We start from the raw sequence: 25640 nt of genomic DNA, 5'->3' as shown, positions 1-25640 counted from the left end.
GTGGACCAATGCGCCGCATGGCACGTTTCAACGCGACAGTCGAGCTCGTGCGTCCTCGTACCCTGCTGGTCACCCCCCTCTCGTACTGCGTGGGCGTGTCCGTGGCCGGTCACGGCTTCGACCTCGTGGTGCTGCTCGGCATCGTCTTCCACGTTCTCGCCCCGCTGGCGGCCAACGCGCACAACGCCGTGACGGATCTCGTGGAGGACGGAAGGAACGTACCCGGCCGCTTGAAGCTGGTCGAAGCGGCGGGCGAGCGGCTTCTCCAGAGAATCGTGTACGTGAGCCTGGGCGTCATGCTGCTGCTGTCGCTGATGATTTCCCTCGCCCAGAGCATCATCTGGGTGTTCAGCGTGTTCCTGGTGCTCGGCTATTCCTCACCGCGATTCCGGCTCAAGGGCCTTCCGGTCATCGGTATGGCGGTGTTCGCGATGGCGGTCACGGAGCCGTTCATCGCGGGCGCGCTTCTCGGGGACTCGTGGTGGGAGATCCCGCACTACGACTCGTACCAGCCCATGGCGCTCGGGGCGTTCCTGTTCTTCTGGTACTTCGCGAAGGGGATCATGAAGAATGTTCCCGACTACGCGGGGGACAAGGCCGCCGGACTCAGAACGATTCCCGCGCTCATGCCGTCGCAGCGCTCCGCGGCCTGGGCCGCCGCGGCCGCGACCACCTTGGTCTACGCCGCGTTCCCGGTGCTCGTTGTCGTCACCGCGCTCCCCGATCGGCTGGCCTATGTGGGCCTCATGACGCTGCCGGCCGTGGCTAACATGATCGCCATGGTCCAGGCCCGAACGCAGTTGCAGTACAACCTGGTCGGCCAGCGCGACATGTATGTCTCCGTCGTGTTCCTCGGCCTTCTGCTCTTCGCGTGGCGACCGTCGGTGAGTGCCGCGCTGATCGGACTCCTCGCCGTCGCGGTCATGGTCTGGACGGACGTTTCCGGAAAGGACTCCAGGGCCAGTCGCCATCTCGACCGGGCCGAGTCGGCAGTGACCGTTCCAGACGGAGTAGGTGGCCAGAAGTGACACTTGAACGCATGCCTCGTGACAAAGGCTCAGAGGTGCACGGCATCTTCGAGAAGATCGCCGGGTACTACGACCGGATGAATTTCGTCATGACGCTCGGGCGCCATGACAAGTGGTGCCGTGAGGTCGCCGCCCGTGTCGCACCGCCCGCGGGCGGACAGCTCCTGGACCTGGCCACGGGGACAGGCGTGATCGCCCTGAAGGCGGCACGGAACTACCCGTCCGCCACCGTGACGGGCGTCGACTTCTCGGCGGAGATGCTGAGTCGCGCGAGGACCAAGTCCGGGGCGGACGCGGTGCGATGGCAGCAGGCGGACGCGGCCGCTCTGCCGTTCGACGGCGAGTCCTTCGACGGGATCACCGAGGGCTATCTCCTGAGGAACGTCGAGGACCTGGACGGAGTGCTGCGCGAGCAGTACCGGGTCCTCAAGCCCGGCGGCCGGATGGTGATCCTGGAAACGTGCCCGCCGAGCGGCATCGCGAAGCCGGTCATGAATTGGGGAGTCCGCACCGTCATTCCGCTGCTGGGGCAGATCGTGGCCCGCGACCGGTCGTCCTACACCTATCTGGAGTCCAGCACGCGCGCCTTCGAGTCACCGCAGCACATCGCCGACATTCTCGAGCGGCTCGGCTTCGAGAACATCGGCTGGCAGAAGAAGTTCTTCGGCACGAACGTCATTCTGTGGGCCACCAAGCCGAGCTGACGGGACCGGCGTGCCGGATCGTGCAGTCGCCGTCGGATTTACCGGGCCGGGGATCACGGATCAGGTCTGTGCAAAAAAGGACAGCCGACAGCAGAGGTTTCCCGATGTGCCAGGAGTTTCCCGGCGCGCCGGGAGAGGGGGAGATTCTGTGAGCACCACCGTATCGACCGGCACCGCCGCCGTTCCTCACGTGTCACACGCGAAGGAGGCGCTGGAACGCTGGGCATGCAAACACCCCGACCGGGTCGGGTCGGCAGGGATCGACGGCGGTGAGCTGACCTGGAGGGAAATCGCCACCTCGACACGGACCCTGGCCGCCCTGCTCCAGCGGGCCGGCGTCACGGCCGGCGACCGGGTCGCCGTCATGGCCGGACGGTCGCGGTACGCGCTCAGCAGCCTGCTGGCGGTCTGGGCGAACGGATCGTCGGCGGTGCTCCTCGACGAACGGCACCCGGTCGAGCGGCTGCGCTGGACGACGCGGGACGCCGGTTGCGCAGTGCTCGTGTCCTCGGAGCCGGAAGCCACGGAGCTGGGCCTCACGGTGATCGGGACATCCGGGTCCGAGACGCGGTCCGAGGCAGGCTCCCGAGCCGGGTCCGAGACGCGGTCCGAGGCAGGCTCCCGAGCCGGGTCCGAGACGGGTCCGGGGACCGGGTCCGCCGAGGCCGGCTGCGACGGCTGGGCCCGCACGGACGCCGGGGCGGAGGCGTACGTCGTCTACACCTCGGGTACCACCGGGCGTCCCAAGGGCGTTCGCGTCGGCTCCGCCGCCCTGGAGAACCTCCTGACGAACGCCGAGACGCTGGCGTACCGTCCGGGCAGCCGCGCCGTCTCGGTCGTCTCTCCGGGTTTCGACGGCTGGCTGTGGTCGATCCTCACGCCGTTCGTCAACGGCGTGACGTGCGTCGCGATCGACACCGCGCTCGGGGACGTGGAACAGGCCCTGGCCGCACAGCGGATCGACAACCTCTGCATGACCCCCTCGCTCTACGCCGCGATCGATCAGCTGCCCGCGGTCGAGGTCGCCGTGGTCGCCGGCGAACGCTGTCCGGAATCCCTCGTCGCCCGGCTCCAGGAGATCGCCGGCCGAGTGATCAACGTGTACGGGCCGACCGAGGCCACTGTCGCCGCGACCATGGCCGACACCGCTCGCGGCGACGACCCCCGCACCATCGGCCGTCCGCTGTCGGGCTGCACCGTCACGGTCGTGGACGCCGAACTGAACGAGGTCCCCGCCGGCGTCACCGGCGAGATGCTGATCGGTGGCGCCGGGATCGCCCACGGGTACGTCGGCGCGGGCGAGCCGGGCGCGGACCGTTTCATCGACCGGGACGGCGCCCGGTACTTCCGCACGGGCGACCTCGGGGTGCTCGACGCCGACGGCCGGCTCGACTGCCTCGGCAGGATCGACAACCAGGTCAAGATAGGCGGCTTCCGTGCAGAGCTCGAAGAGGTCGAGCACATCGCCTGCGAGGTTCCCGGCGTCGAAGGAGCGGTCGCCTATCCGCGGGGTGAGCCGCAGACGCTCGCGGTCGCTCTCCGTACCGCGCCGGGCGTCCCATGGGACGACGACCTGCGGCAGTTGCTGAGTTCCGCGTTCGCCGCACGGTTGCCACGACAGCTGTGCCCGACCTACCTGCACCGGATCTCCGACGTTCCGCTCGAACCGACCGGCAAGGTCTCGCGCCGCGAGGTGGCCGCGCTCGGCGAGGCCGAAGTGCAAGCCCGAGCCCACCGAGCCGAAGCCGAACTGTCCGCCCGGCACGCCGCGGTCGCGGACAGGGCCGGCTCCGGTCCCGAGGACCAGGTCCTCGACCGCGTCCTCGACGCCTGGAACGGGGTGTTCGGACACAGCGTCGCCGCGGACGCCGACTTCTTCGCCGTCGGCGGGCACTCGCTGCTCGCCGCTCAACTGGCCTCCCGCATCGAGACGCAGCTCGACGTCACCGTCTCGATCACCGACGTGCTCACGGCCAGGACCCCGCGGGCGCTGGCCGTCCTGATCGACGGGACGAGGGCGGCATGACCTATCTGCGGACCTTCACCGCCGAGGACGACGCCGCCACGACGGTGGTGGTGTTCCCGCAGTCCGGCGCGGGCTGCCTACGGCTGCGGACGGTCGTCCCCGCGCTGCCCGCCGGGCCGCACCTGCTGGGCGTGCAGATGCCGGGGCGCGAGGACCGGCTGCAGGACGCCGCACCGGGCAGCCTGTCCGAGGTCGTGGACCGCGTCAGCTCCGAACTGCGCGATCCGGCGCGCCGTCGGCCCATGGTCTTCCTCGGGGTCAGCCTCGGTGCGGTCATCGCCCACGAGGTCGCCAGGAAGCTCGAATCGGAGGACGCGGCGCCCGGTCTGCTCGTGGTGGCCGCGGCCCGGTCGCCGGAGTGGTGGAGCGCCTTTCCCGCGGCGGACCCGCCCCTGGCGGAGCTGACCGCCCTGCTGCCTCCCTCGGTCCGCGGGACCGAGCCGGCCCGTTACGCGCTCGCGGCGATGGCCTCGGACCTGCGGCTCATGGCCGGGTATCGAGTCCCGTCCGCACCGCTGAGCCGTACATCGCTCCGATCGGTGGCGGGATGCCGCGACAGCATCGTCACCAGCGAGCAGATGTCCGGCTGGCGCGAGAGATCGACCGACTACCGAGGACATCAGGTGATCGACGCGGACCATCATGAATTCATGGACCAGGACGTCCTCGTCGGGCTGCTCGCCGACGCCGCGTCCAGGACCGCTGCACGTCGGGCGGCGCACGGATGAGCCCGCGGAGCGTGCCGGACCAGTTCGCGCCGGACCAGTTCGTGCCGGACCTGTTCGCGCCGGGTCTTTTCGAGGGGACCACGTTCTACGAGGTCTTCGCCTGGTACCGGGCGAACGATCCGGTCTCCTGGCAGCATCCGCCCGGCGAGCCGGAGGGCTTCTGGAGCGTCACCAGGTACCACGACGTGGTGTCCGTCCACAGGGACAGCACGAGGATGAGCTCGACCAAGGGGATGCGGCTCGGCTCCGCGGACCCCGCCGTCGACGCCGTCGCGAACAAGATGCTCATCGTCTCCGACCCGCCGGACCACACACGGATGAAGCGTGTGCTCATCCAGCCGTTCTCGAACGAGATCCTCGCCAGGGCCGAGGAGTACGTGGAGAAGGTCGTCGCCGACGTCGTCGCAACGGCCGTACAGAACCCGGAACCGGATCTGATCGGGCACCTCGCACGCATTCCCACCGACGTCATCTGCGCGATCATGGGGCTGCCCCGTTCCGACTGGGAATGGATCGGAAAGAGGACCACGGAGGCCTTCGAATCCCCCTCGGAAGTCCGGCGGGTCGCGGCGAACGGCGAGATCTTCAGATACTTCGCCGACATGGTGAGCGAGAACCGCAGAACCGGCGCCAACGACTTCATCAGCGGGCTCACCGCCCGGAACGACAGCGGCCCCCGACTGACCGACGCGGAACTGATCCTCAACTTCAGCGGCATTCTGGCCGGCGGAAACGAGACCACCCGGTACACCCTGGCCTCGCTCACCCATCAACTGGCGGAGCACCCGGACCAGTGGCGTCGCATCGCCGAGGGCGAGGTCGACCCGGCCGTCGCCACCGAGGAGGGACTGCGCTGGTCGGTGCCAGGGATGCATGTGATGCGGACCGCGACCGAGGCAGTCCGGATCGGCGGGGCGGAGATCGAGCCCGGCCGGCGCATCGTGACCTGGATCGGCTCGGCCAACCGTGACGAGGAGATATTCGACAGCCCGGACACGTTCGACGTCGGAAGGGCCGCCAACCGGCATCTGAGCTTCGGCGCGGGCCGCCATGTGTGCCTGGGGAGCCGGCTCGCGAGACTGGAGATCACGGCGTATCTGCGGACGCTGCGCGGCATGGTGAGATCGATGACGCTCGAGGCCGAGCCGCGCTACAACGGGTCGAACTTCACCTGGGGCCTCAACGACCTGCCGGTGGTGCTGCACGCATGACGGACGCCATACCCGCTTCTCATGTACGTGCCGTGACCCTCTGCCTGCCCGACGAGATCTTCCGGGGCGGACGAACCAGTGTCGCGGGCATCACCGAATACGGTGAGAAGGCACTGGAGATCGGCGACGGGCTCACGCGCGCGGAGTTCGACGTGCAGACGGTCCGGCTGTCGAGCCCGGCACTCGACGAGCCGCTGGACCGCGGACAACTCGGCGCGCGCGCCGCCGATCTGGTGGAAGGCTGCCGGCGCGCGGGCGTGGGCAGCGCCTCCCTGGCCGCGTTGCGGCCCGCCGCGCTGGCGAAACTGGAACCCTTCGACGTCGCCGACGTGCTGATCGCCTACCCGTCGCTGTTCCTGTCCGTCGTCGTCGCCGACGGCGCGGAAGTGGACCACGGCGCCGTCGACTTCAGCGGGGCCGTGGTCCGCGAGCTGGCGAACCGTGACCCGGAGGCCAATTTCCGGTTCGCGGCCGTCGCCAATCTGGCCGCCGACGCACCCCTCTTCCCGGGTTCCTTCAGCGACGGCGGCAGGGCGGGCGTGAGCGTGGGGCTGCAGTCGGCCGGCACACTGCTGGCGCGCGCCCGGGCGGATCGCCCCCGCGACCTCGCGGCGGCGACACGGCTGACCAGGACCTGTCTGCGGGACCAACTGGCCGTCCTTGAAGACGTGCTGGTACCGGCAACCGCCCGGCGCGGCCTGCTGTTCCACGGGTTCGATCCGTCGCCTGCCTGTGCGCCGGACGCGAGCATCGGCGAATTCCTCGAAATCGCCGGCGGGGTGCGGTTCGGCGCGCCCGGCACCATGGCGGCGTGCGCGGCCGTCACGGCCGGCATCCGGTCGGCCTGCCGGCCCACGGTCGGATACGCGGGGCTGATGCTCCCCGTACTCGAGGACCCGGTGCTCGCACTCGCCTGGCAGGAGGGCCGCATCGACGCCGACTCCGTGCTCGCCTACTCGTCGGTCTGCGGAGCGGGACTGGACACGGTCCCCCTGCCGGGATCGACCCCGCAGCGCGCGGTCGTGGGCATGATCAGGGACATGGCCGCACTCTCGGCGCGGTGGGCCAAACCGCTGTCCGCCCGTCTGATGCTCGCACCGGCCGGCTCCGATCCGCGGCGCACGCAGTTCCGGGCGGAGCAGATCATCAACATCGACTATCCGGCCGGTTGAAGCGGCGACCGGCGGGCGCCGTTGCCGCCGCCTCAGCGCGGCAGCCGGCGGCGGGCGCCCTTGGCCGCTCCCACGAGTTCGCCGACCGTGGTCAGCTTGACCCGCGGCCTGTCGTCGTCCCGGCCGCGGGCCCGCTCGGCACGCTCGATGGCCGCGAGGCCGCGAGCGTCGACGACCTGGCGGTTGCGGCTCCGTACGAGGCGGCGGAACGCCTTCGCCGGCTGCGTCGTCGACGGCAGTGAGCCGGCGACGGCGTCGGCGAGGAGGGTGCCGACCGTCTCGGCGGCGCAGGTGCGGTTGGCGCCGATGCCGCCCGACGGCCCGCGCTTGATCCAGCCCACGACGTACGTCCCCGGCCGGCCGCTCACGCGGCCCCCTTCGTGCGGGACCGTGCCGGTGGCCTCGTCGAAGGGCAGACCGGCGACGGGCACCCCGCGGTAGCCGACGGCCCGCAGCAACAGGCCCGCCGTGATCTCCGGCTCGGCCGAGGAGCCGGTGGCGCGCACCGCGCGCACCTCGCCCTCGCCGAGCGCAGCCACGGGCGCGGAGTGGAAGCGGAACACGATCCGCCGGCCCGGTGCGGGCGGCTGCGACCAGTCGACCGTGCGACGGGTGACGTCCCGCAGGTCGCCGGCTCTGTCCTTCGGTCCGGCGGCGTCGATGCTCCCGCCGATGCGCGGATCGTGGTCGTCCACGACGAGTTCGACCCCGGGCAGATGCCTGAGCGCGAGCAGCTCGGACCGGGTGCAGGCCGCGTCCTCGGGGCCGCGCCGTCCGAGCAGCACCACCTCGCGCACCGAGCCGGCGCGCAGCGCGGCGAGGGCGTGGTCGGCGATGTCGGTCCTGGCCAGCGACTCCGGGTCGCAGACCAGGATCCGGGCGACGTCGAGCGCCACGTTGCCGTTGCCGACGACGACCACCCGCTCCGCGGACAGATCGACCGCGTCGGGCGCGACCTCCGGGTGGCCGTTGTACCAGGCGACGAACGTGGTGGCGGAGATGCTGCCGGCCAGGTCCTCGCCCGGGATGCCGACGCGGCGGTCGGTGGAGGCTCCGACGGCGTAGATCACCGCGTCGTGGTGCGCGGCGAGCTCCTCCGCGCTGATGTCCTTGCCCACCTCGACGCCCAGGTGCATCCGCACCCGCGGGTGCGTGTGGAACCGTGCGAACGTGTCGCCGACCTTCTTCGTGCCGGGGTGGTCCGGAGCCACCCCGTACCGTACGAGACCGCCGGCCACCGGCAGCCGGTCGACGAGCGTCACCTCGGCGTTGGTGTGCAGCAGCAGGTCCTCCGCGGCGTACATGCCCGCCGGGCCGGTGCCCACCACCGCGACCCGGATCGGCGCGAAGTCGGACGGCAGTGAGCGGTCGAAGGACGGCTCGCCCCAGACGTGGAAGTTCGGGCTGTCACCGGCCGGCTCCGGCGCCTCGTCCTCGAAGTACGCGGCGTTGATCGCGGCGTACTCCTGCTGCGCGCCGGACAGCGCGTCCACGGGGTGGATGGCGTCGACCGGGCAGGCGTCCGCGCAGGCCCCGCAGTCGATGCAGGACCGGGGGTCGATGTACAGCATCTCCGTGCTGCCGAAGGCGCGTTCCTCCGGGGTGGGGTGGATGCAGTTGACCGGGCAGACGGCGACGCAGGTGGCGTCGCTGCAGCAGGTCTGGGTGATGGCGTAGGTCATGTCGTCAGCTCGGCTCGTTCGTGTCGGGTCGGCTCTTGTCCGGTCAGATGAGGTGCGCGCGCTTGTAGAAGAACAGCGCGGGCCCGGTGAGCAGGCCGGCGGAGGCCAGGAACTCCATCAGGCCCGAACAGCTCGACCGCATCATCGACTTGTGGTGCTCGTTGGCCTTCGCCTCGCGCAGCGCGCGCTCCTCGTCGAGGCCGGCGTTCTCGTAGACCTTCGGGTTCACCATGCTGGTGACGATGTAGTAGGATGCGACGGCGACGACGAAGGCGTTGAAGTGACGGCGTACGCGGCCGGCGCGCGAGGTGCCTGCGCGTCTCGTCGCGGGCGAACTTCATGTGCCGGGACTCCTCGACGACATGGATGTTGTTGATGGTGCGGACGAACGGCACGACCCGCTCGTCGCGCATCCAGTCGCGCTGCATGACGTCCAGCACCTCCTCGGCGACGAGGATCGCCGCGTACGCCGCCTCGCCGAACGCCACCGTCTTGAAGGCGCGGCCGAGTTCGACGGCGACGCGGTGCGGCCGGTAGGGCGGGGCACCGAGCTTCTGGGCGCCGCGGGCGAACATGATCGAGTGCCGGCACTCCTCGGCGATCTCGGTGAGCGCCCACTGGAACCGGTCGTCGGTCGGGTCCTTGGCGTAGATGTCGCGCAGGACCATCTGCTGCAGGATCATCTCGAACCAGATGCCGGTGCTGGCCACCGACGCCGCCTCCTGGCGCGTCAGTTCCTTGCGCTGGGCGTCGGTCATCTCCTGCCAGTAGCCGGTGCCGTAGAGCGTGCTCCACTCCGGGCTCGCGCCGTGGAAGTCCTTGTCCAGGGGCGTCTCCCAGTCCACCTCGGTGGCGGGGTCGTACGCCAGCATCGCGGCCGAGTCGAGCAACCGCCGGGCGACGTCGTACTGCGGGGTCCGGTCCTGCGTCTTCGGTCGAACGGTGCTGCTGGCCATGTGAGCGACTCCTCGGAACGCTGTCGGGCAGGTGCGCGGCACCTTGTTAGACGGAGTGTCTAGCAAGCTGTTGGACGGACCGTATAGCAAGGGACCGGGATCGGCCTACCCCCCGGTAGGAAATCCGTGCGCGATGTCCGGGCGGCACGGAGCGGCCGGTCCCGTTCGCGGGCGCCCGGCGGCGGTTCAGGGTGTGCGGAGGTTGGCCGGAGCAAAGGCCGGTGCGGCGAGGCCGGACATGGATGCGGTCAGGCAGTACGGCACTTCGGCCGTAGGCGTCTCCGATCGCTTCGCGATCGCAAGGCTGTGGGAGGGGAGCCCGACGGGCTCAGTAGTTCTCCCACTCGTTACGTGTGTACTCCAGCACCACCGGGTCCATCAGCGTGCTCGCCCTGACGTCCTGCGGACGGCGGTCCAGCGGGAAGACGGTGGCGGCGTCGAGGACGGCGTCGTCCAGGAACCGCAGCGGCGGCACCTCACCGGGCAGACGCAGGTCCGGCGCGGGGCCGCTCTTCCCGGGCACGGCCAGGACGAAGCCCCAGTTGCCGAAACTGGGCACGTCCACCTGGTACTCGGTGGTGCGGTAGCCGGCCTCGCCGATCGTCGTGGCGATGGACCAGTACGACTTGGGGGCGAAGAAGGGCGAGCCGGCCTGCACCACGACCTGGCTCTCCGGCTTCAGCGCGTGGCTGAGCAGGTGGTAGAACTCGACGGAGTACAGCTTCGCCAGCGCCGCGTTGTCCGGGTCGGGAAAGTCGATGATCACCGTGTCGAAGCGCTGCCCGGCGTCCCGGAGCCAGTTGAAGGCGTCGGCGTTGACGGCCGTGACCCGGGGATCGGCCAGGGCGTCGCGGTTCAGTTCACGCAGCGGATCGAAGTCGCGGGCGAGTCTCGTCATCGCCGGATCGAGGTCGACGAGCGTGACCTCCTCGACGTCGTCGTAACGCAGCACCTCCCGCAGGCCGAGCGCGTCGCCACCGCCCATGATCAGCACCGAGGAACGTTTCCCCGACAGGGCGGGATGGACCAGCGCCTCGTGGTAGCGGTACTCGTCGACGGAGGAGAACTGCAGATCGCCGTTGAGGAACAGCCGCATGTCGGGCTCACCGGTGAAGGCCGTGGACCGGGTGACGACGATGTCCTGGTACGGGGTGGTCTCCGCGTGGACGATCGGGTCGCGGTACAGCTGCTGGCGCGCCGTCACCTCGATGTCGTCGGCCAGCGCGTACACGGTGCCGAGCACGGCGAGGACGCCGGCCATGCCGGCCAGCAGCGACAGCCGTACGACGCGGCGGGTCTCCTTGCGGAAGATCCACAGCACGACGACGACCCCGGCGACCGCGTTGACGGCACCCACCACCAGCGCGCCCTTGAGCTGCCCGAAGGCGGGGAGCAGCAGCAGCGGGAAGCACAGCCCGCCGACCAGCGCCCCGATGTAGTCGACGGCGAACATGTCCGCTACGGCGCTGCCCGCCTCCTGCCGCCGGATCCGCTGCAGCAGCGTCATCAGCAGCGGGATCTCCGCGCCGATGAGCAGGCCGACGGCGAAGGTGACCACCACCATCGACGGCATATAGATCCGCAGCCAGGCGAACGACACGTACAGCACCAGCACCGACAGGCCGCCGACGAGCGCGAGCACCCCCTCCACCAGGGCGAACGAGCCGACCGCGCGCCGCTGCAGCGGTTTGGCCGCGAGCGAGCCGATCCCCATGGCGAAGACCATCACGGAGATGACCACGGAGGTCTGCATCACCGAGTTGCCGATGAGATAGCTGCCCAGCGCCGTCAGCGCCAGCTCGTACACCAGCCCGCAGGCCGCGCAGAGGAACACCGAGAACAGCAGCAGAAACCGCGCCCTCCGCGAATGGACGGCGGGGGCGGCATCCGCGGCGGGGGCGGGGGCGGGGGTGGGGGTGGCGGTGCGGTCCGCGGTGGTGGTGCTCATAGGGGGGTCAGGAGACCGCGGCGCCGACCATGAAGGCCGTACCGATGTACATGGCGGCCTGGACCCAGGCGGCGGGGTGCGGGCGGTCGCCGTTGTCGTCCAGCACGGCATGGCCGAGACGGCCGGGCGTCAGCAGACCGACGACGATGGCGATGAACGTCATCACGACGACGCCGGCCAGGCCGTACAGCAGCGTGCTGAACAGGCCCAGGCCGAGGCCCTGTTCCGATTCGCTGGCCCGGATCGACTGGTCGATGACGAGGCCGATGGCGAGCGTCTGGCCGGCGAGCAGCACGGCGGCGCCGCGGTTGCGCTCCGTCCACACCACATGGACGAGCTTGCCGGGCGTCACCAGGTCGAGCGCGATGAAGCCGACCGCCATCACGAAGAAACCGACCAGACCGTACAGCAGGGCGATGCCTGCCGACTCGAAGATCTCTGCCACGGGGGTGCCTTTCGGGGACGTCGTCGAGGAGTTAGGACGGATGGAGGACCGGGGTCGGTCACTTGCCGGAGCCGGGGCCGCCGCCGCGGAACGAGTCGCTGTCCGGGTCCGGCCATGCCGACCGGATGTGCGTCTTCCAGCGGTAGTAGCCGCTGCGGTAGTCGTCGATCTCGATCCGGCTGCCGCTCTTGAGCGGGGTGATCGCCACGATGTCGTTCCGGTAGCGCAGGAAGACCTTGCCGTCGTCGTCGACACGGCCGCCGGCCGCGGTGTGGCCGTCGATCTCCCTGGCCACCTTGGACGTCGCGTCGCTGCTGTCGACATAGCCGGCGCCGACGCTGCTGCTGCTGTACTGCTGGCGGATCCAGCTGGACGGCACGGCGTTGGCGTCCTCCGGGTCGCCGCCGCATGCGGTGAGCGCGACGAGGGCGAACAGCGTCACGCAGATGAGTCGGGCGGTCTTCATCGGGCCTCCAGCCGGGTGTGCGTCGCCACGATCTGGCGGCTCTGCGGGTAGGTGTGCCAAGTGCGCCAGCCCAGTCCGGTGCCGTGGCGTTCGACGGTCAGCGCGGTGACGGCCTCCACGGAACCCGGGAAGACCCCGTACAGCGCCGTCTCGGGAGACGCGTCGGCCCGGCCGCGGATCAGCGCCACCTGTTCGCCGAACCGTGCCGCGGTGAACTGCTCGACGCGGGCGCTGAAGTGGTACGACCAGCCGTCGAACTCCTGCGCCGCCGAGTCCGGCAGCCCGCCCTCGACACCGGGCAGACAGGCCACGGTCTCGCGTACCGGCCCCGCGAAGACCTGGTGGGAGGCGCCCAGGAGCCGGAGTTGGACGTCCAGACCGCCGACGGTCAGATCACGTACCGCGAGTGCCTCACGGGCGGGCCGCCCCAGGGTGAAGGAGAGCTGGTCCGCGTCCGTGTCCAGATACGGCGTGGTCAGTTCTATGCCGCTCATGTGCCGAGTCCCGCGCGGACGCCGGGCGTTGCCCGGGCGGGGGTCTTAACCGGCGCGGCGGCCCGGGTGACGGCGGCGGCCCTGACGACGGGCCGGGCGCCGAGGACGGCGAGCACGGGCTTCAACGGTGATCCCCACGGCTTCGGAACTGGCAACGAGCGCGCTGAGTATGGCACAGGCCCGGTGCCGCGCCCGCAGGGGGAGTCCGGCTCCTCTGCGACCGGGTGGAACAGCTCTGCCGTCAGCCGATTGCCCCGGGTGTCTCCCGCCGTCGGTGGTTGGCTGACGGGATGGACATATTGGTTCCGGTCGGAACGGCATGGGTCGGCAGAGAGTTGTCGCGGCAGGCGGTGGAGCGCGGCCACCGGGTGACGTGCCTCGCCCGCGGTCACAGCGGACACGTCGCCCACGGGGCGACGCTGGTGGCCGCCGACCGGCGCGACCCCGCGGCGTACCGGCCGGTGCTGGACCGCGACTGGGACGCGGTGGTCGAGGTGTCGTGGCAGCCGGGCTTCGTCCGCGGGGCGCTGGCGGCCCTGAGCGGCCGGGCTTCGCCACCGGCCGGCGGCGCGGACGCTGGCCGACACGCTGGTCTGGGAACGCGAGCAGGGACTGGACCGGCCCCGCCGCGCGGGCCTCAATGCCCGGCGCGAGCGGGAGCTGCTCGCTCTCCTCGGCTGAGGCTCCGTTCGCGGGCGCCGGAAGCGGCCGGGTCGGAAGCCGCCCCGGGCCGGAGGGCCTTGCCTGCCGGAAGCGGCGCCGGGAGCGCTGACGGCCGGGGCCGTACCGGGCCGGCGGCCCTTGCCTGGCCGAAGCGGCTCCCGGTCGGGGCCGTCGCGTCCGAGGGCCGCTCCCGGGACCGGCCATCACCCCGTGCCCATGATCCATTCGTACGCGGCCTGCGCCGTGAACTCCCTCTGCCCGCCCGCGAACAGCAGGTCCGCCGCCAGGAACGCGGCGTCGCCGGCCGTGTCCTCGACGTACGGCACGGCGATGCACCGCATTCCCGCCGCACGGGCGGCCGCCGCTCCCGGCGGCGCGTCCTCCAGGACCACGCAGTCGTGGGGAGCGGCGTCCAGACGCCGGGCCGCCTCCAGGAAGACGTCCGGCTCCGGCTTGCCGCGGCCGACCTCCTCCGCGGAGACGGTCACCGGGATGTGGCCGGCCAGACCGGTGCCGGCGAGCACCGCCTCGATGGCCGCCCGGGACGAGCCGGAGGCCACCGCCATCGGGACGCCCGCCGCCGACAGGCGCTCCACGAACTCGCGCATCTGCGGGAACACCACGGTCGAGGTGCTCGCCAGCTCCAGATAGACGCGGTTCTTGGCGGCCAGCAGCTCGTCGACCGGGGCGTCGATGGCGTTCCGGGCGCGCAGGACCTCCAGCGTCTCGCGGGTCCCGATGCCGATGAACCGGGTGTGCTCGTCCCAGTCGAAGCCGAGCACTCCGTGCGCGGCCAGGACCCGGCGCCCCGCTTCGAAGTAGTTCGGCTCGCTGTCCACGAGTGTGCCGTCGAGATCGAAGACGACCGAAGGAGTGCGCGCGGTGCTCATGCCCTCCAGGATGCCAAGCGTCTGATCAGCGCCGGCCACCGGCCGACCGGCCCACCGACTCGACGAGGGGCAGCAGCCGGTAGGGCACCCGCTCGCGCAGGGCCATCTCGGTACGGGTGCGCACCACGCCGGGCAGGTTGATCAGGCGCTGGATCACGTCCTCGAGATGCCCGTTGTCCCGCGCCGCGACCCGGGTCAGCAGATCCCCGCCGCCCGTGATGGAGAACGCCTCGATGATCTCCGGCACGGCCGCCAGCGCGTCACCCACCTCGTCCAGATGTCCCTGCGTCACCTCGATGTGCACAAAGGCCAGCACCGGGTGGCCCAGCGCGGCGGGGGACAGGAAGGGACCGGTCGCGGTGATCACGCCGTCGCGTTCGAGCCGGTCGATCCTGGCCTGCAGAGTGCCGCGCGCGATGCCGAGGATGCGGGCGTACTCACGGACGCTGGTGCGCGGCTGCTCGATCAGCAGACGCAGGATGCGGGTGTCGAGCTCGTCCACCGCCATGGTCCATCGGGCCCTTTCGCGGCGCGGTTCACGGAGCCCCACCGTACCAATGGCCCAGGTCCACGGGCCGAGGGCCGGCCGGTGACCCGGCGCCTCACCAGTCGGTGTCGGCCGACAGCAGCGGCTCGGCCGACGGCTGCCCGTCGGTCAGCGGCTGCTCGGTCCAGATCACCTTGCCGGTCGGTGTGTACCGGGTGCCCCACCGCGCCGCGAGCTGGGCGACGAGGAACAGCCCGCGCCCGCCCTCGTCGGTGGTGGCGGCCCGCCGCAGGTGCGGCGAGGTGCTGCTGCCGTCGGAGACCTCGCAGGTCAGGGTGCGCTCGTAGAGCAGCCGTACCCGGATGGGCTCGGTGCCGTAGCGGATCGCGTTGGTGATCAGCTCGCTCAGGACCAGCTCGGTGGTGAAGCCCGCCTCCTCCAGCCCCCACGCGTCGAGCTGGCGGCTGCACGCGCTGCGCACCGGCGCGACGGCGGCCGGATCGCGCGGCACGTCCCAGGTGGCGATCCGGTCCTCTTCCAGCAGGCGGGTACGGGCCACCAGCAGCGCGATGTCGTCCCGGCGGGACTCGGGCACCATGGCGTCGAACACCGCCTCGCAGGTCTCCTCCGGCGTCCGGTCGACATGGTCGGCCAGGACCGTGCGCAGCTTCTCCAGACCGGCGTCCAGGTCGCGGTCGCGGTGCTCGACGAGACCGTCGGTGTAGAGCACGAGGCCGCTGCCCTCCGGCAACCGGACCTCCGCCGACTCGAACGGGAAGCCGCCCAGGCCCAGGGGAGGGGAGACCGGCACCTCCAGGAACTCCACGCTTCCGTCGGGACGCACCAGGGCCGGCGGCAGATGACCGGCCGTCGAGAAGGTGCACAGACCGGAGACCGGATCGTAGATCGCGTACAGGCAGGTGGCGCCGGTGATCCCCTCGCCCTCGCCGCCGGAGTCCTCGAGATCGATGCGGCCCACCAGCTCGTCGAGCCGGGTGAGGAGTTCGTCCGGCGGCAGGTCCAGGGTGGAGAAGTTGTGGACCGCGGTCCGCAGCCGGCCCATCGTCGCGGCGGCGTGCAGTCCGTGGCCGACGACGTCCCCGACGACGAGGGCCACCCGCGCGCCGGGCAGCGGGATGACGTCGAACCAGTCGCCGCCCACCCGTGCCTGAGCGGGCAGATACCGGTAGGCGATGTCCACGGCCCCCTGAACGGGCAGGACGTGCGGCAGCAGGCTGCGCTGGAGGGTCTCCGCCATGGTGTGCTCACGGGTGAAACGGCGGGCGTTGTCGATGGCGACGGCGGCGCGCGCCGCCAGCTCCTCCGCGAAGGACAGATCCTCCTCCCCGAAGCGTTCCTCCCGCTCGGAGCGCCAGTAGTTGACCATGCCCAGCACCACACCGCGGGCCTGCAGCGGAGCCGTGATCAGCGAGTGGACGCCGTAGGCGAGGGCCTGGTCCGCCCCCTCGTGGTCCTGGGCCCGCCAGCTGTCGGCGACCGTCAGATCCGCTTCGAGCACCGCGTGCCCGCCGGCCAGGGCCTCGGCCATCGGAGTGGCCGGAGCGAGGAACCGGATCACGTCGCCCACCGGCTGGAAGGGGTGGTCCGCGCGAATGCCGGTCAGCGCCGCGCGGCGCATCTCCGTCGGCGCCGTGCCGGACGGTTCGTCACCGTGCAGCACCGGATTGAGCAGCTCCACCGTGACGAAGTCCGCGAACCGCGGGACCGCCACCCCCGACAGTTCCTCCGCGGTGCGCACCACGTCCAGCGTCGTGCCGATCCGCGTACCGGCGTCGTAAAGGATCTTCAGCCGCCGCCGGGCGGTCTCCGCGGTGCCGGACACGGCGCGCAGCTCGGTGGTGTCCCGCAGTGTCGCCACGGTGCCGAAGTGGCCGCCGTACGGCGCCGTGGGCCGGGTGCTCACGGCGAGCAGCCGGTCACCGGCGAGGTGGACCTCGTCGGTCACGGACCGTTCGGAGACGAGCAGGGCCGCGACACCCGGGTCGAGCCCCAGATCGGCGACGTGGCGCCCGTCCGCGTCCGGCGGCAGTTCGAGAAGGCGGCGGGCCTCGTCGTTGGCCAGCGTCAGCCGCCCGTCACCGCCGACGATCAGAACTCCCTCGCGCACGGCGTGCAGGACCGCGTCGTGGTGCTCGTACATCCTGGTCATCTCGGTGGGGCCGATGCCGCGCGTCTGGCGGCGCAGCCGACGGCTCACCAGGGCGGCGCTTACGGTGGCCAGCGCGAGCGCCGCCGCGGCGGAGGCCAGCAGCATCGGCAGCTGGCGGTCCACGGCGTCGCCGACGCTCTCGATCTCGACACCGGCCTGCACCAGGCCGATGACCCTGCCGTCGGGGCCCGTGACGGGCACGAGGGCCCGGGCGGCGTCGTTGGGGGCACCCTCGAAGATCTCGGTGAACGCCTCCCCCCGCGCCGCCCGCTCGACGCCCGTGCTCCGCTGTCCGATCAGGCTCGGGTCGCTGTCGGCGTACCGGGTCCCGTCCGGCGCCATCACCGTGATGAAGTCGACCCCTGCCGCGCGTCCGGTCTCCGCCATCAGCGGCTGGAGCGCGGCCCCCGGATCCGGTGACCGGAGCGCGGCCGCGGTGCCGGGCGCACGGGCGAAGGCGGCGGCGGTCGCGAGCGACTTCTTCTGGGCGCTCTGTTCACTGTCGTGCCGCGCCTGCAGCACGAGCAGGACCACCGCGGCGGCGATCAGCAGGACGGCGACCGCGACCTGCAGCAGAAGCACCTGCCCGGCGACGCTGCGCGCCCCCAGCAGTGATTCCCGCCTCCCCCGCAGCGGGCGCCGCGACGGGTCGGGCCTGTGCCCGTTCATAGCGCTCCACTTCCCGGATCTGGGCGCCGGCGCCGGGTGGCCGCGTCGGCGAGGGGCCGCATGCCGCACATCAGGGTCGGGTGACCGGCCCGTCATGTCTCTTTTCTAGCACTTGATCCGCTTTCGGGGTCGGTCGTCGGGGATGTGCGTACGGCCGGGGCGGCGGTACTCGCGACGGACGAGCCGTTCACCCTCCGTCGGCCCGCATCCCGAGGAACCAGTCGCGTGCCGCGTCCGCCGCCGCTTCCAGAGTCCCCGGCTCCTCGAAGAGATGAGTGGCCCCCGGGACCACGAGCACCCGGTGCTCGGCGGTCAGCGCGGTGGCCGCCTGCTCGTTCATCCCCAGCACCTGCCGGTCCTCGCCGCCGACGATCAGCAGGACCGGGGCGCGTACGGCGGGGAGCGCGTCGCCCGCCAGGTCCGGCCGGCCGCCTCTGGACACCACCGCACGGACCCGGTCCGCCCGCTCCGCGGCCGCCACCAGCGCGGCGGCGGCGCCGGTGCTGGCGCCGAAGAGGCCGAGGGGGAGGCCGGCCGTGTCGGCGCGCTCGCCGAGCCGGTCGATGGCCGCCGTCACCCGCCGGCCGAGCAGGGGGATGTCGAAGCGCAGCTCGGCGGTGACCCGGTCCACGCGCTCCTCGTCCTCGCCGAGGAGGTCCATGAGCAGCGTCGCCAGTCCGGCGCGCTGCAGCACCCCGGCCACCTCCCGGTTGCGCGGGCTGTGCCGCGAGCTCCCGCTGCCGTGGGCGAAGCACACGATGCCGCGGGCGGCGTCGGGCAGGACAAGGTCTCCGGTGAGGATGATGCCGTCGGCGTCGAGGGAGACCGTCTGCGTTGCCGTTGCCATGGGATCGCACCTCCCGTGCGCGCTCCGGTGCGGCGAGCCCCATGCGGCCGCCGCCCTCCGGGACACGCCGGGTACCCACGGGTGGCGGGTGCACCACCCCGGTGGCCGGACGGCCGGGGCGCGGGGTCGTCGAGCGGCCGGTGACCGCGGCCGGTGACCGCGGCGGGTGGACCAATGGCCGGTCTCCCGGCCGATGGTGCTGCGCAACGCTGTGCCAATGGCCCAGTTGATCGCTCGCGAGTTGAGCCAACGGGCGAGGAGATGGTGTCATGGTGAAGTCGATGGCGCTGCGGGATTCCGCGGCGCCTTTTTCATGCCGGTCGCATGCCGGTCGCATGCCGGTCGCATGCCGGCCGTGTGCCGGGCCGGGTGCGGGATTCACGCCGGAATCTCGCCGAACGAATCGAACGAATCGAACGAAATGGGGGCGGTAGGCAGTGCTGAAGAGGATGTTCGTCGCCGCGGACCCGGGACGGCTGCGCCTGCGCAGCGCCGTCCGGGCCGTGCTCGGCATCGGACTGGCGGTCGCCGTGTGCGCTCTCGCCGGCCTCGCCCTGCCCGCGGTCGTCACCGGCGGCCTCGCGGCGCTGCTCGCCCTCTTCACCGTCACCGACCGGACCGTCCGCGGCCAGGGGGTCACCACCGCCCTGCTGCCCGCCGTCGGCCTCCCGGTCCTGGCCCTCGCCGCCGGGCTGCACGGCCATCCCGTACCGCGCGACCTGGCGTTCCTCGCCGTCGCCGGGGCCGGGGTGTACGCCCGGCGCTGGGGGCCGCGCGGCCATGCGCTCGGCACCTTCGGGTTCATGACCTTCTTCGTGGCGCAGTTCCTGCACACCGGCCCCCGGCAGCTGCCCGAGGTGTACGCCGCCGTGATCCTGGCCGTCCTGGCCTCCTCCGCGGTCCGCTTCGGCCTGTGGTGCTACGAGCGGCGGCTGCCGCCGCCCGCCGTCCCCGCGCTGCCGGGCGGCACGGGGCTGGACCGCGTCACCACGCGGCAGGCCGTCCAGGTCGTGGCCGCCGGCGCGTTCGCGCTCGTCGCCGGCCAGGTCCTCTCCGGCGACCGCTGGTACTGGGCCGTCGGCGCCGCCTGGTGGGTCTTCGTCAACACCTCTTCGCGCGGCGAGACCCTGGTCCGCGGCTTCCGCCGGGTCCTCGGCACGCTGATCGGGATCGGCGCCGGGGCCCTGGTCGCCGTCCCGCTGCACGGCGCGACCGTGCCGACGGCGGCCCTCGTCGCCGTGTGCGTCTTCGGCATCTTCTACACCGCGGCCGTCTCGTACAGCTGGATGATGTTCGCCGTGACGGTCCTGGTCAGCCTGCTGTACGGCCTGCTCGGCTTCCTCGAGCCGGCTCTGCTGGCGCTCAGGCTGGCGGAGACGGCCGTCGGCGCCCTGGGTGCGACGCTCGCCGTGCTGCTCGTCCTGCCCGTCACCACCCACGCCACCACCCACGCCTGGATCGAGCAGGCCGTGCGCTGCGTGCACCGCTGCACCGCCGAGGCCGCCGCACGTCTGGCCGGCTCTCCGGGCGCCGACCCGGCCCCGTACGTCACCGAGCTCGAGAGCCTCCTCGGCAGGGTCCGGCAGTCGCTCGGGCCGCTGACACACCCCCTCTCGCCGCTGCGCGCCCGCAAGGCGCGAGCCCGCCATGTCATCGCGCTCCTCGACGACTGCGCCCGTGAGGTCCGGGGCCTGGCCGCTGTCGCGGCGGACCCGCAGGCCTCTCACGACGCCCGCCTCGCGGCGGCCTGCGGGCGGGTGGAGGCCGCGGTCCACGCCCTGGTGGCGCCGCCGTCGGCACCGGTCGCCGTGGAGATCGTCCCGGTGCACCAGCACCACCACCCGGGCGCCGAGGCCGCGCTGAGGCATCTGCACGACCTGGAGCGGGCGCTCGCGGAGCTGGCCACTCCCGTGCGTACGTCCCCTCGCGCGCCTCTTGTGCCGGCTTGAACGCGGATTGGTCTGAACCAACTGCTAACGTGCCGTCAGCAGACGTGAGCGCGATCCCGGACGGACGCTCCGGAGATCCGGCGAGGGGACGGACACAGTGGCGGTCGGAGCGGGTGGAGCCGGCAGGTCGGCCGGGGCGGGCAGGAACGCGGGGCGGGCCTTCGTCGGTTCGTACACCTCGGCGGGCGGGCGGGGGATCGTGGCCGCGGCCGTCGACCCGGAATCCGGCGCGCTGACCGAAACGGGCGTGAGCGACGCCGTCGCCGACCCGTCCTACCTCGCCGCCGTGACGACCGGCGCCGGGACCGTCCTGCACGCCGTCTCCGAGACGCCGGACGGCGCGGTCGCCTCCTTCGACGCCACCGGCGCGGCACCGCGCCCCATCGGGCGGCGCGTACCGGTGGGCGGCGGCCACCCCACGCACCTCGCGCTCTCGCAGGGCCACGTGCTGACCGCCAACTACGGCTCCGGCAGCGTCAGCGTCCTGCCCGTCGGCACCGACGGCACGCCCGGCCCGCTCGCGGGCGTCCTGCCGCACGAGGGCGAGGGGCCCGACCCCGAACGGCAGGGCGGGCCGCATGTCCACCAGGTGCTGCCGGACCCGACCGGCCGCTGGATCCTGAGCGTCGACCTCGGCACCGACTCCGTACGGGTCTGCGCGCTCGACACCGCCGCGGGCACGCTGGTCCCGCACCGCGAGACGGCCCTGCGTCCCGGCACGGGGCCGCGCCATCTCGCCTTCCACCCGGACGGGCGACACGTGTACGTGCTGGCCGAGCTGGAGCCCGTCGTCACCGTGTGCCGCTGGGACGCGTCGGCGGGCCGCCTCGAACCGGTCGCCGAGACCGCCGTGGTCCCGGACGGCACGGCCGGTCCCGCGTACCCGTCGGCACCGGTCGTCGCGCCCGACGGCCGCCACCTGTGGGCGGCGGTGCGCGGCCACGACGGCATCGCCGTCCTCTCGCTCGACCCGACGGGCGAGCGGGCGACACTCGTCACCACGGTCCCGTGCGGCGGCCGCTGGCCCCGGGACCTGGCCCTCGACCCGACGGGCCGCCGGCTGTACGCGGCGAACGAGCGCTCGGGCGACGTGACGTGGTTCTCGATCGACCCCACCACCGGCCTCCCGCACCCGTCCGGCACGCTCGCCGTCCCGGCGGCGTCCTGCGTGGTCTTCGCCTGACGCGCTCGCGGCGGCGGCGCGTGCGACCGCGTACGAGCGCCCGGCCCCGGCACCGCACGGTTCCTCGGCCTCCCGGCGCAGCGCCGCGGCCCCGGGAGGGGCCCGCCACCGGTCGCGTGCGCGGCCCTCGGGCTGCGCGGGCCCGATTGCGGCCTCGGGCGTGGGCGTGCTCCGGTGTGGGCCCCGCGCGGGCGGTGCACGCGACGGGCGCGCATCGGCGGGGAGCCCGGTGCGCGCGCAGCGCTGCCGGGTTCTCGGCCTCGGGGCATGGACTGGTGAGGGCCGTCCCCGCGCCGGCGGCGAGCAGCGCCCCCGGGCTGCGCTGCCCGGTCTTCGCCTCGTAGCCCGCGCAACGCGGCGGCCGCGGGGAGGGCACGTGTCGGTGGCGAGCACGGCAGTCGCGTCAGCGATGCCCGGTGCCGGCCGCGGGCCGGTGAGGACCCCGGCCGGCGGCCACGTGACCACCCGCTCAGCGATGCCCGGTGCCGGCCTCGGAGCCCGGCACGCGATGGGCCCGTGCCGGTGGCGGGCGCGGCGTCGCCCATGCAGCGCGGCGGCCACATGAAGGGCCCGTGTCGGTGGTGGGCGGCGTGCCCGCGCAACCCCGCCCGGTTGTGGGCCTGGGGGCCGGGACGGTGAAGAGCCCGCGTCGGCGGTCACGTACGAGCGGTCCCCCGGCCACGCGAGGGGCCCGTGCCGGGTGGTGATCCACCCGGCACGGGCCCCTCGCGTGGCCAGCTCCTCACGTCGGCCGCGCCGGCCGCGTCAGTGCTGGTGGGCCGCCTGCCCCTGCGGTGCGATGCCCAGCGTCGTCGTGTACTGCGACAGCACCAGCTTGCCGATCGCCGGGTACGCGCCGAGTGCCTCCGCGGCGGCGCAGCCGGCGTCCTTCGCGGCGGTGTCGAGCAGGCCCTCGGGCAGCTCGGGGCCCACCAGGTACGGGGCGAGCGCCAGCTGCACCGAGCCGGAGCCCCGCAGCTGCTCGGCGATCGCCGCGACCGAGCCCTCCTCGTCGAGCGCGGCGGCCATCACCGGCACGGCCAGGCGCGCGGCGAGCAGCATGCCGGTGATGCCGGCGGCCTGCACGGCCTCCTGGCCACCGACGGTGGCCAGGATGATGCCGTCGGCGGCCGTGGCCACCGTGAACAGCCGGGCGCGGTCGGCGCGTGCCAGGCCCGCCTCGGAGAGGCGGACGTGCACGGCCTCCGCGAGCAGCGGGTGCGGGCCGAGGACGTCGGTCAGCTCGGCGGCGGCGCGGCTGTCCATCACGGCCTGCCGGATGCGGCGCATCAGGGCGTTGTCGGGCCCGGCCAGCAGCGGCACCACGACCGCCGCGGGACCCTCGGGCTCGGCGACCTCGCGGCCGGCGGCCTTGGCGATCTCGTACCGCTCGGTGCGCCGGGCGGCGGTGTGCGCCAGCACGGTCTCCAGCGTGAGGTACTCCACGTCGTCGCCGTCGAGGTAGCCGATGGCCACGTCGAGGCCGGGCAGCTCGGACCGGGCGATGCTTATGACCTCTTCGGCCAGGCTGCGCGTGGTGGGCGCGGGGGAGCCGGGCACGGCGAGTACGAGGGCGGGTGCGCCCTCGGGAGCCGCCACGGGTTCCGGGCGGCGGTGCCGCCCGGACTGGCGGGGTCGCGGCATTCGTACAGGCAGGCCGGGTGCAGGCCCAGTGGAGGAGCTCATGGCGCCGCATGCTACTGGTTTTGCCCGCGCGGCCGTTCGGGGAGGGGGCGGTGGAGTACCGTCTGTCCCCATTTATCCAGCGGGATCTTTATCGGGTTGGATCTTGACAGCCGCCGGGCCGTGTCCCGCCGGGCACGTGCAGCAGGGTCGGGTGGACGGGCAGACGCGGCTCACCGGCAGCCAGCTCGGCCGCGAGCCGCAGTGCCCCGAGGAGCGGGTCGCCGGCCGCGGGAACCTGGCGTGCGTGAGGCAGCTGTTCGGCCAGCTCCTTCCGCAGTGGTTCGAGAAGCGGCTCGCCGAGCTTCAGCAGTCCACCGGTCAGGGCCACCTCGCAGCCGTCCGGCGCCTCGCCGGGCGCGGGGCACACGGCCGCCGCCGCCTCCGCGATGTGGCCCGCCGCCCGCTCGAGGATCGCGGCGGCCACCGGGTCGTCGCCCGCGCACCGTGCGACGTCGGGTGCGAAGGAGGCGAGCACCGCGGGCCGGTCGGAGCGGGGGTAGAGGATGCCCGGCAGCTCCGGGGCCGCGCCGAAGACCGACTCCATACGGGCCAGCAGCGCGGCGGACCCGCCTCGCCGGCCGTCGTGCGCCCGCAGCGCGGCCTCGAGCCCCGCTCTCCCGATCCAGGCGCCGCCTCCGCAGTCACCCAGCAGATGCCCCCATCCGTCGGCGCGCCGCCAGACGGTCAGGTCGGTGCCCAGGGCGATCATCCCGGTGCCGGCGGCGACGACCGCGCCCGGGCGGCTGCCCAGTGCGCCGGCGTACGCCGTGACGGCGTCGGCGGCCAGCCCCAGCCGCCGTACCCCGAGCGCGCTCTCCAGCGCGGCAGGCAACTCGGCACGCAGCCGGGCGCCCAGTGTCCCCATCCCGGCCGCGCCGATCACCACGGCGGCGAGCGGGCCCGCCCCGGCCCGCTCCAGCAGGTTCCGGGCCATGGGCACCAGCTGCTCCAGCAGGTGCCCGGCGTCGATCCCCGCGCCGCCGGTGCGCACCGGCTCGCGGGAGGAGGCGGTCCCGGCGTACGGCGGCGGCGCGCCGGAGCCGGCATGCGCCCCCGCGCCGGTGAGGTCCCCCGCGTCGGCGAGCGCCGCCCGCAGTCCGGAGCCGCCCGAGTCGACGCCCAGGACCCAGCTCACGGCAGCCACCGGTCGACGGGCCGCGCGGCCCGCGGCGGCATGTCCGCGCCCGCGCGGGACGACGCGCACGACCGCTGCTCTCCGGACGGATGTCTGCGCGACCTCATGGACCTTCTCCAAGGGGGGAGATGGAGTGACGCGGGCAGCCTAGTGCCACGCCCGCGCCGAGAGGGGCCTGATGATCGACAAGGTGGCGCCACCGAGTTCAACCGGGTCCGTGTGGGCCGGTAGGGTGACGGGCTGTGGCAGCACGACCGTTGAGTGAACTTGTGGAGCCCGGGTGGGCCGAAGCGTTGCGTCCAGTGGCCGGACGGGTCGCGGCGATGGGGGACTTCCTGCGCGCGGAGGTCGCGGCAGGCCGTACCTACCTGCCGGCGGGGCAGCACGTTCTGCGCGCCTTTCAGCAGCCCTTCGACGAGGTAAGCGTCCTGATAGTGGGTCAGGACCCCTACCCGACCCCGGGGATGGCCATCGGCCACAGTTTCGCCGTGGCGCCCGAGGTGCGGCGGCTGCCGGGCAGCCTGGAGAACATCTTCCGCGAACTGACCACGGACCTCGGTCTGCCACGCCCCTCCAACGGTGACCTGACGCCGTGGACCCGGCAGGGGGTCCTGCTGCTCAACAGGGCTCTGACCACGGCCCCCAGCAAGCCCGGCGCTCACCGCGGCAAGGGCTGGGAGGAAGTGACCGAGCAGGCCATCCGCGCGCTGGTCGCACGGGGCAAGCCGCTGGTGTCCGTGCTGTGGGGACGCGACGCGCGCAATCTGCGTCCGCTCCTCGGCGACCTGCCCGCGATCGAGTCCGCCCATCCGTCGCCGATGTCGGCGGACCGCGGCTTCTTCGGTTCCCGGCCCTTCAGCCGCACCAACGACTTCCTGGTCCGGCAAGGCATGCAGCCGGTGGACTGGTCCCTGCCGTAGCCCGGCTCGCGGAGCGCTGTCCGTCCTCCTCGTCGAACAGCACGTGGGCTTCGCGATGAGCGCCGCCCCGCACTGCTACGTCCTGGCAGCCGGACGTGTGGCCTCCTCCGGCCGTGGAGGGACGGCCGCCGAACAGACCGTACGGGCCGCGCTCGGCGTGCGGGACCGGCCGCGTGTGAGA

20 protein-coding genes and 2 pseudogenes are annotated in these 25640 nt (G+C 72.7%); 10 read left to right on the top strand and 12 right to left on the bottom strand.

What is annotated here, in order from left to right:
- Positions 1-8 precede the first annotated feature (8 nt).
- From ACFYOP_RS21470 to ACFYOP_RS21445, 6 genes are all read left to right on the top strand, one after another.
- Positions 9-1028: a UbiA family prenyltransferase gene (locus ACFYOP_RS21470; protein WP_388452387.1), complete on the top strand. Its 1020-nt coding sequence runs from the start codon at positions 9-11 to the stop codon at positions 1026-1028.
- An 11-nt stretch (positions 1029-1039) separates the two neighbouring features.
- A complete protein-coding gene (locus tag ACFYOP_RS21465) occupies positions 1040-1732 on the top strand; it encodes a ubiquinone/menaquinone biosynthesis methyltransferase (protein WP_356898816.1) in 693 nt (230 codons plus the stop codon).
- Between the two features lie 148 nt (positions 1733-1880).
- Positions 1881-3758, top strand: a complete 1878-nt coding sequence (locus ACFYOP_RS21460; protein WP_356898814.1) for a non-ribosomal peptide synthetase — start codon at positions 1881-1883, stop codon at positions 3756-3758.
- Positions 3755-4486, top strand: coding sequence for a thioesterase domain-containing protein (locus ACFYOP_RS21455; RefSeq protein WP_356898813.1), 732 nt, complete (start codon positions 3755-3757; stop codon positions 4484-4486). Before ACFYOP_RS21460 ends, ACFYOP_RS21455 begins: the two co-directional genes overlap by 4 nt.
- Positions 4487-4497: 11 nt before the next feature.
- Complete coding sequence (locus ACFYOP_RS21450) at positions 4498-5697, top strand: cytochrome P450 (RefSeq protein ID WP_356898812.1); 1200 nt, start codon at positions 4498-4500, stop codon at positions 5695-5697.
- Positions 5694-6869 carry a DUF711 family protein gene (locus ACFYOP_RS21445; RefSeq protein WP_356898811.1) on the top strand — a complete coding sequence of 392 codons (1176 nt, stop codon included), beginning with the start codon at positions 5694-5696 and terminating at the stop codon, positions 6867-6869. The genes ACFYOP_RS21450 and ACFYOP_RS21445 overlap by 4 nt, the downstream gene beginning before the upstream one ends.
- A 32-nt stretch (positions 6870-6901) precedes the next feature.
- On the opposite strand, the gene ACFYOP_RS21440 is transcribed toward ACFYOP_RS21445, so the two are convergent.
- The 10 genes and pseudogenes from ACFYOP_RS21440 to ACFYOP_RS21395 all read right to left on the bottom strand — a co-directional run bounded on the left by ACFYOP_RS21440 (position 6902) and on the right by ACFYOP_RS21395 (position 18586).
- Positions 6902-8551 (bottom strand): FAD-dependent oxidoreductase, encoded by a 1650-nt coding sequence (locus tag ACFYOP_RS21440; protein WP_356898810.1) that lies wholly within the window; start codon positions 8549-8551, stop codon positions 6902-6904.
- A gap of 43 nt (positions 8552-8594) precedes the next feature.
- A pseudogene (locus ACFYOP_RS21435) lies at positions 8595-9507 on the bottom strand (diiron oxygenase).
- A 328-nt stretch (positions 9508-9835) separates the two neighbouring features.
- Positions 9836-11455: a polyamine aminopropyltransferase gene (locus tag ACFYOP_RS21430; protein ID WP_356898809.1), complete on the bottom strand. Its 1620-nt coding sequence runs from the start codon at positions 11453-11455 to the stop codon at positions 9836-9838.
- A 7-nt stretch (positions 11456-11462) separates the two neighbouring features.
- Positions 11463-11900, bottom strand: a complete 438-nt coding sequence (locus ACFYOP_RS21425) for a DUF350 domain-containing protein (protein WP_356898808.1) — start codon at positions 11898-11900, stop codon at positions 11463-11465.
- A 58-nt stretch (positions 11901-11958) separates the two neighbouring features.
- On the bottom strand, positions 11959-12366 hold the full coding sequence (locus tag ACFYOP_RS21420; RefSeq protein WP_356898807.1) for a DUF4247 domain-containing protein: 408 nt from the start codon (positions 12364-12366) through the stop codon (positions 11959-11961).
- A complete protein-coding gene (locus ACFYOP_RS21415) occupies positions 12363-12860 on the bottom strand; it encodes a DUF2617 family protein (RefSeq protein WP_356898805.1) in 498 nt (165 codons plus the stop codon). Before ACFYOP_RS21415 ends, ACFYOP_RS21420 begins: the two co-directional genes overlap by 4 nt.
- Positions 12861-13726: 866 nt before the next feature.
- Positions 13727-14413 carry an HAD family phosphatase gene (locus ACFYOP_RS21410; protein WP_356898804.1) on the bottom strand — a complete coding sequence of 229 codons (687 nt, stop codon included), beginning with the start codon at positions 14411-14413 and terminating at the stop codon, positions 13727-13729.
- A 25-nt stretch (positions 14414-14438) separates the two neighbouring features.
- Positions 14439-14921 carry an Lrp/AsnC family transcriptional regulator gene (locus tag ACFYOP_RS21405; RefSeq protein WP_356898803.1) on the bottom strand — a complete coding sequence of 161 codons (483 nt, stop codon included), beginning with the start codon at positions 14919-14921 and terminating at the stop codon, positions 14439-14441.
- Positions 14922-15015: 94 nt separating this feature from the next.
- A complete protein-coding gene (locus ACFYOP_RS21400; RefSeq protein WP_356898802.1) occupies positions 15016-17739 on the bottom strand; it encodes a SpoIIE family protein phosphatase in 2724 nt (907 codons plus the stop codon).
- 187 nt (positions 17740-17926) lie between these two features.
- Positions 17927-18586, bottom strand: a complete 660-nt coding sequence (locus tag ACFYOP_RS21395; RefSeq protein WP_356898801.1) for a dienelactone hydrolase family protein — start codon at positions 18584-18586, stop codon at positions 17927-17929.
- A gap of 437 nt (positions 18587-19023) precedes the next feature.
- Here ACFYOP_RS21395 and ACFYOP_RS21390 point away from each other — a divergent pair, with 437 nt between their 5' ends.
- Together ACFYOP_RS21390 and ACFYOP_RS21385 are read left to right on the top strand one after the other, a co-directional pair.
- Positions 19024-20535 (top strand): FUSC family protein, encoded by a 1512-nt coding sequence (locus ACFYOP_RS21390; RefSeq protein ID WP_356898800.1) that lies wholly within the window; start codon positions 19024-19026, stop codon positions 20533-20535.
- 97 nt (positions 20536-20632) lie between these two features.
- Positions 20633-21718 carry a lactonase family protein gene (locus tag ACFYOP_RS21385; RefSeq protein WP_356898799.1) on the top strand — a complete coding sequence of 362 codons (1086 nt, stop codon included), beginning with the start codon at positions 20633-20635 and terminating at the stop codon, positions 21716-21718.
- A gap of 765 nt (positions 21719-22483) precedes the next feature.
- Here ACFYOP_RS21385 and ACFYOP_RS21380 read toward each other — a convergent pair.
- Positions 22484-23404 (bottom strand): hypothetical protein, encoded by a 921-nt coding sequence (locus tag ACFYOP_RS21380; RefSeq protein ID WP_356898162.1) that lies wholly within the window; start codon positions 23402-23404, stop codon positions 22484-22486.
- An 88-nt stretch (positions 23405-23492) separates the two neighbouring features.
- A complete protein-coding gene (locus tag ACFYOP_RS21375) occupies positions 23493-24548 on the bottom strand; it encodes a BadF/BadG/BcrA/BcrD ATPase family protein (RefSeq protein ID WP_356898163.1) in 1056 nt (351 codons plus the stop codon).
- Between the two features lie 233 nt (positions 24549-24781).
- Here ACFYOP_RS21375 and ACFYOP_RS21370 point away from each other — a divergent pair, with 233 nt between their 5' ends.
- Positions 24782-25459, top strand: a complete 678-nt coding sequence (locus ACFYOP_RS21370) for a uracil-DNA glycosylase (protein ID WP_356898164.1) — start codon at positions 24782-24784, stop codon at positions 25457-25459.
- Between the two features lie 7 nt (positions 25460-25466).
- Positions 25467-25619 (top strand): annotated as a pseudogene (locus tag ACFYOP_RS21365) (ABC transporter ATP-binding protein); the annotation flags it as partial.
- Positions 25620-25640: the final 21 nt, after the last annotated feature.

Origin of the sequence: Streptomyces sp. NPDC006294 (genome assembly GCF_042870895.1) — a bacterium.
Lineage (GTDB): Bacteria > Actinomycetota > Actinomycetes > Streptomycetales > Streptomycetaceae > Streptomyces.
This window is presented reverse-complemented; position numbering and strand designations above follow the sequence as displayed.

Excerpts from the sequence above, each read along its gene's own strand:
- ACFYOP_RS21470 (WP_388452387.1), top strand. The coding sequence starts at position 9 with ATGCGCCGCATGGCACGTTTCAACGCGACAGTCGAGCTCGTGCGTCCT.
- ACFYOP_RS21465 (WP_356898816.1), top strand. The coding sequence starts at position 1,040 with ATGCCTCGTGACAAAGGCTCAGAGGTGCACGGCATCTTCGAGAAGATC.
- ACFYOP_RS21455 (WP_356898813.1), top strand. The coding sequence starts at position 3,755 with ATGACCTATCTGCGGACCTTCACCGCCGAGGACGACGCCGCCACGACG.
- ACFYOP_RS21445 (WP_356898811.1), top strand. The coding sequence starts at position 5,694 with ATGACGGACGCCATACCCGCTTCTCATGTACGTGCCGTGACCCTCTGC.
- ACFYOP_RS21440 (WP_356898810.1), bottom strand. The coding sequence starts at position 8,551 with ATGACCTACGCCATCACCCAGACCTGCTGCAGCGACGCCACCTGCGTC.
- ACFYOP_RS21430 (WP_356898809.1), bottom strand. The coding sequence starts at position 11,455 with ATGAGCACCACCACCGCGGACCGCACCGCCACCCCCACCCCCGCCCCC.
- ACFYOP_RS21420 (WP_356898807.1), bottom strand. The coding sequence starts at position 12,366 with ATGAAGACCGCCCGACTCATCTGCGTGACGCTGTTCGCCCTCGTCGCG.
- ACFYOP_RS21415 (WP_356898805.1), bottom strand. The coding sequence starts at position 12,860 with ATGAGCGGCATAGAACTGACCACGCCGTATCTGGACACGGACGCGGAC.
- ACFYOP_RS21410 (WP_356898804.1), bottom strand. The coding sequence starts at position 14,413 with ATGAGCACCGCGCGCACTCCTTCGGTCGTCTTCGATCTCGACGGCACA.
- ACFYOP_RS21405 (WP_356898803.1), bottom strand. The coding sequence starts at position 14,921 with ATGGCGGTGGACGAGCTCGACACCCGCATCCTGCGTCTGCTGATCGAG.
- ACFYOP_RS21400 (WP_356898802.1), bottom strand. The coding sequence starts at position 17,739 with ATGAACGGGCACAGGCCCGACCCGTCGCGGCGCCCGCTGCGGGGGAGG.
- ACFYOP_RS21395 (WP_356898801.1), bottom strand. The coding sequence starts at position 18,586 with ATGGCAACGGCAACGCAGACGGTCTCCCTCGACGCCGACGGCATCATC.
- ACFYOP_RS21380 (WP_356898162.1), bottom strand. The coding sequence starts at position 23,404 with ATGAGCTCCTCCACTGGGCCTGCACCCGGCCTGCCTGTACGAATGCCG.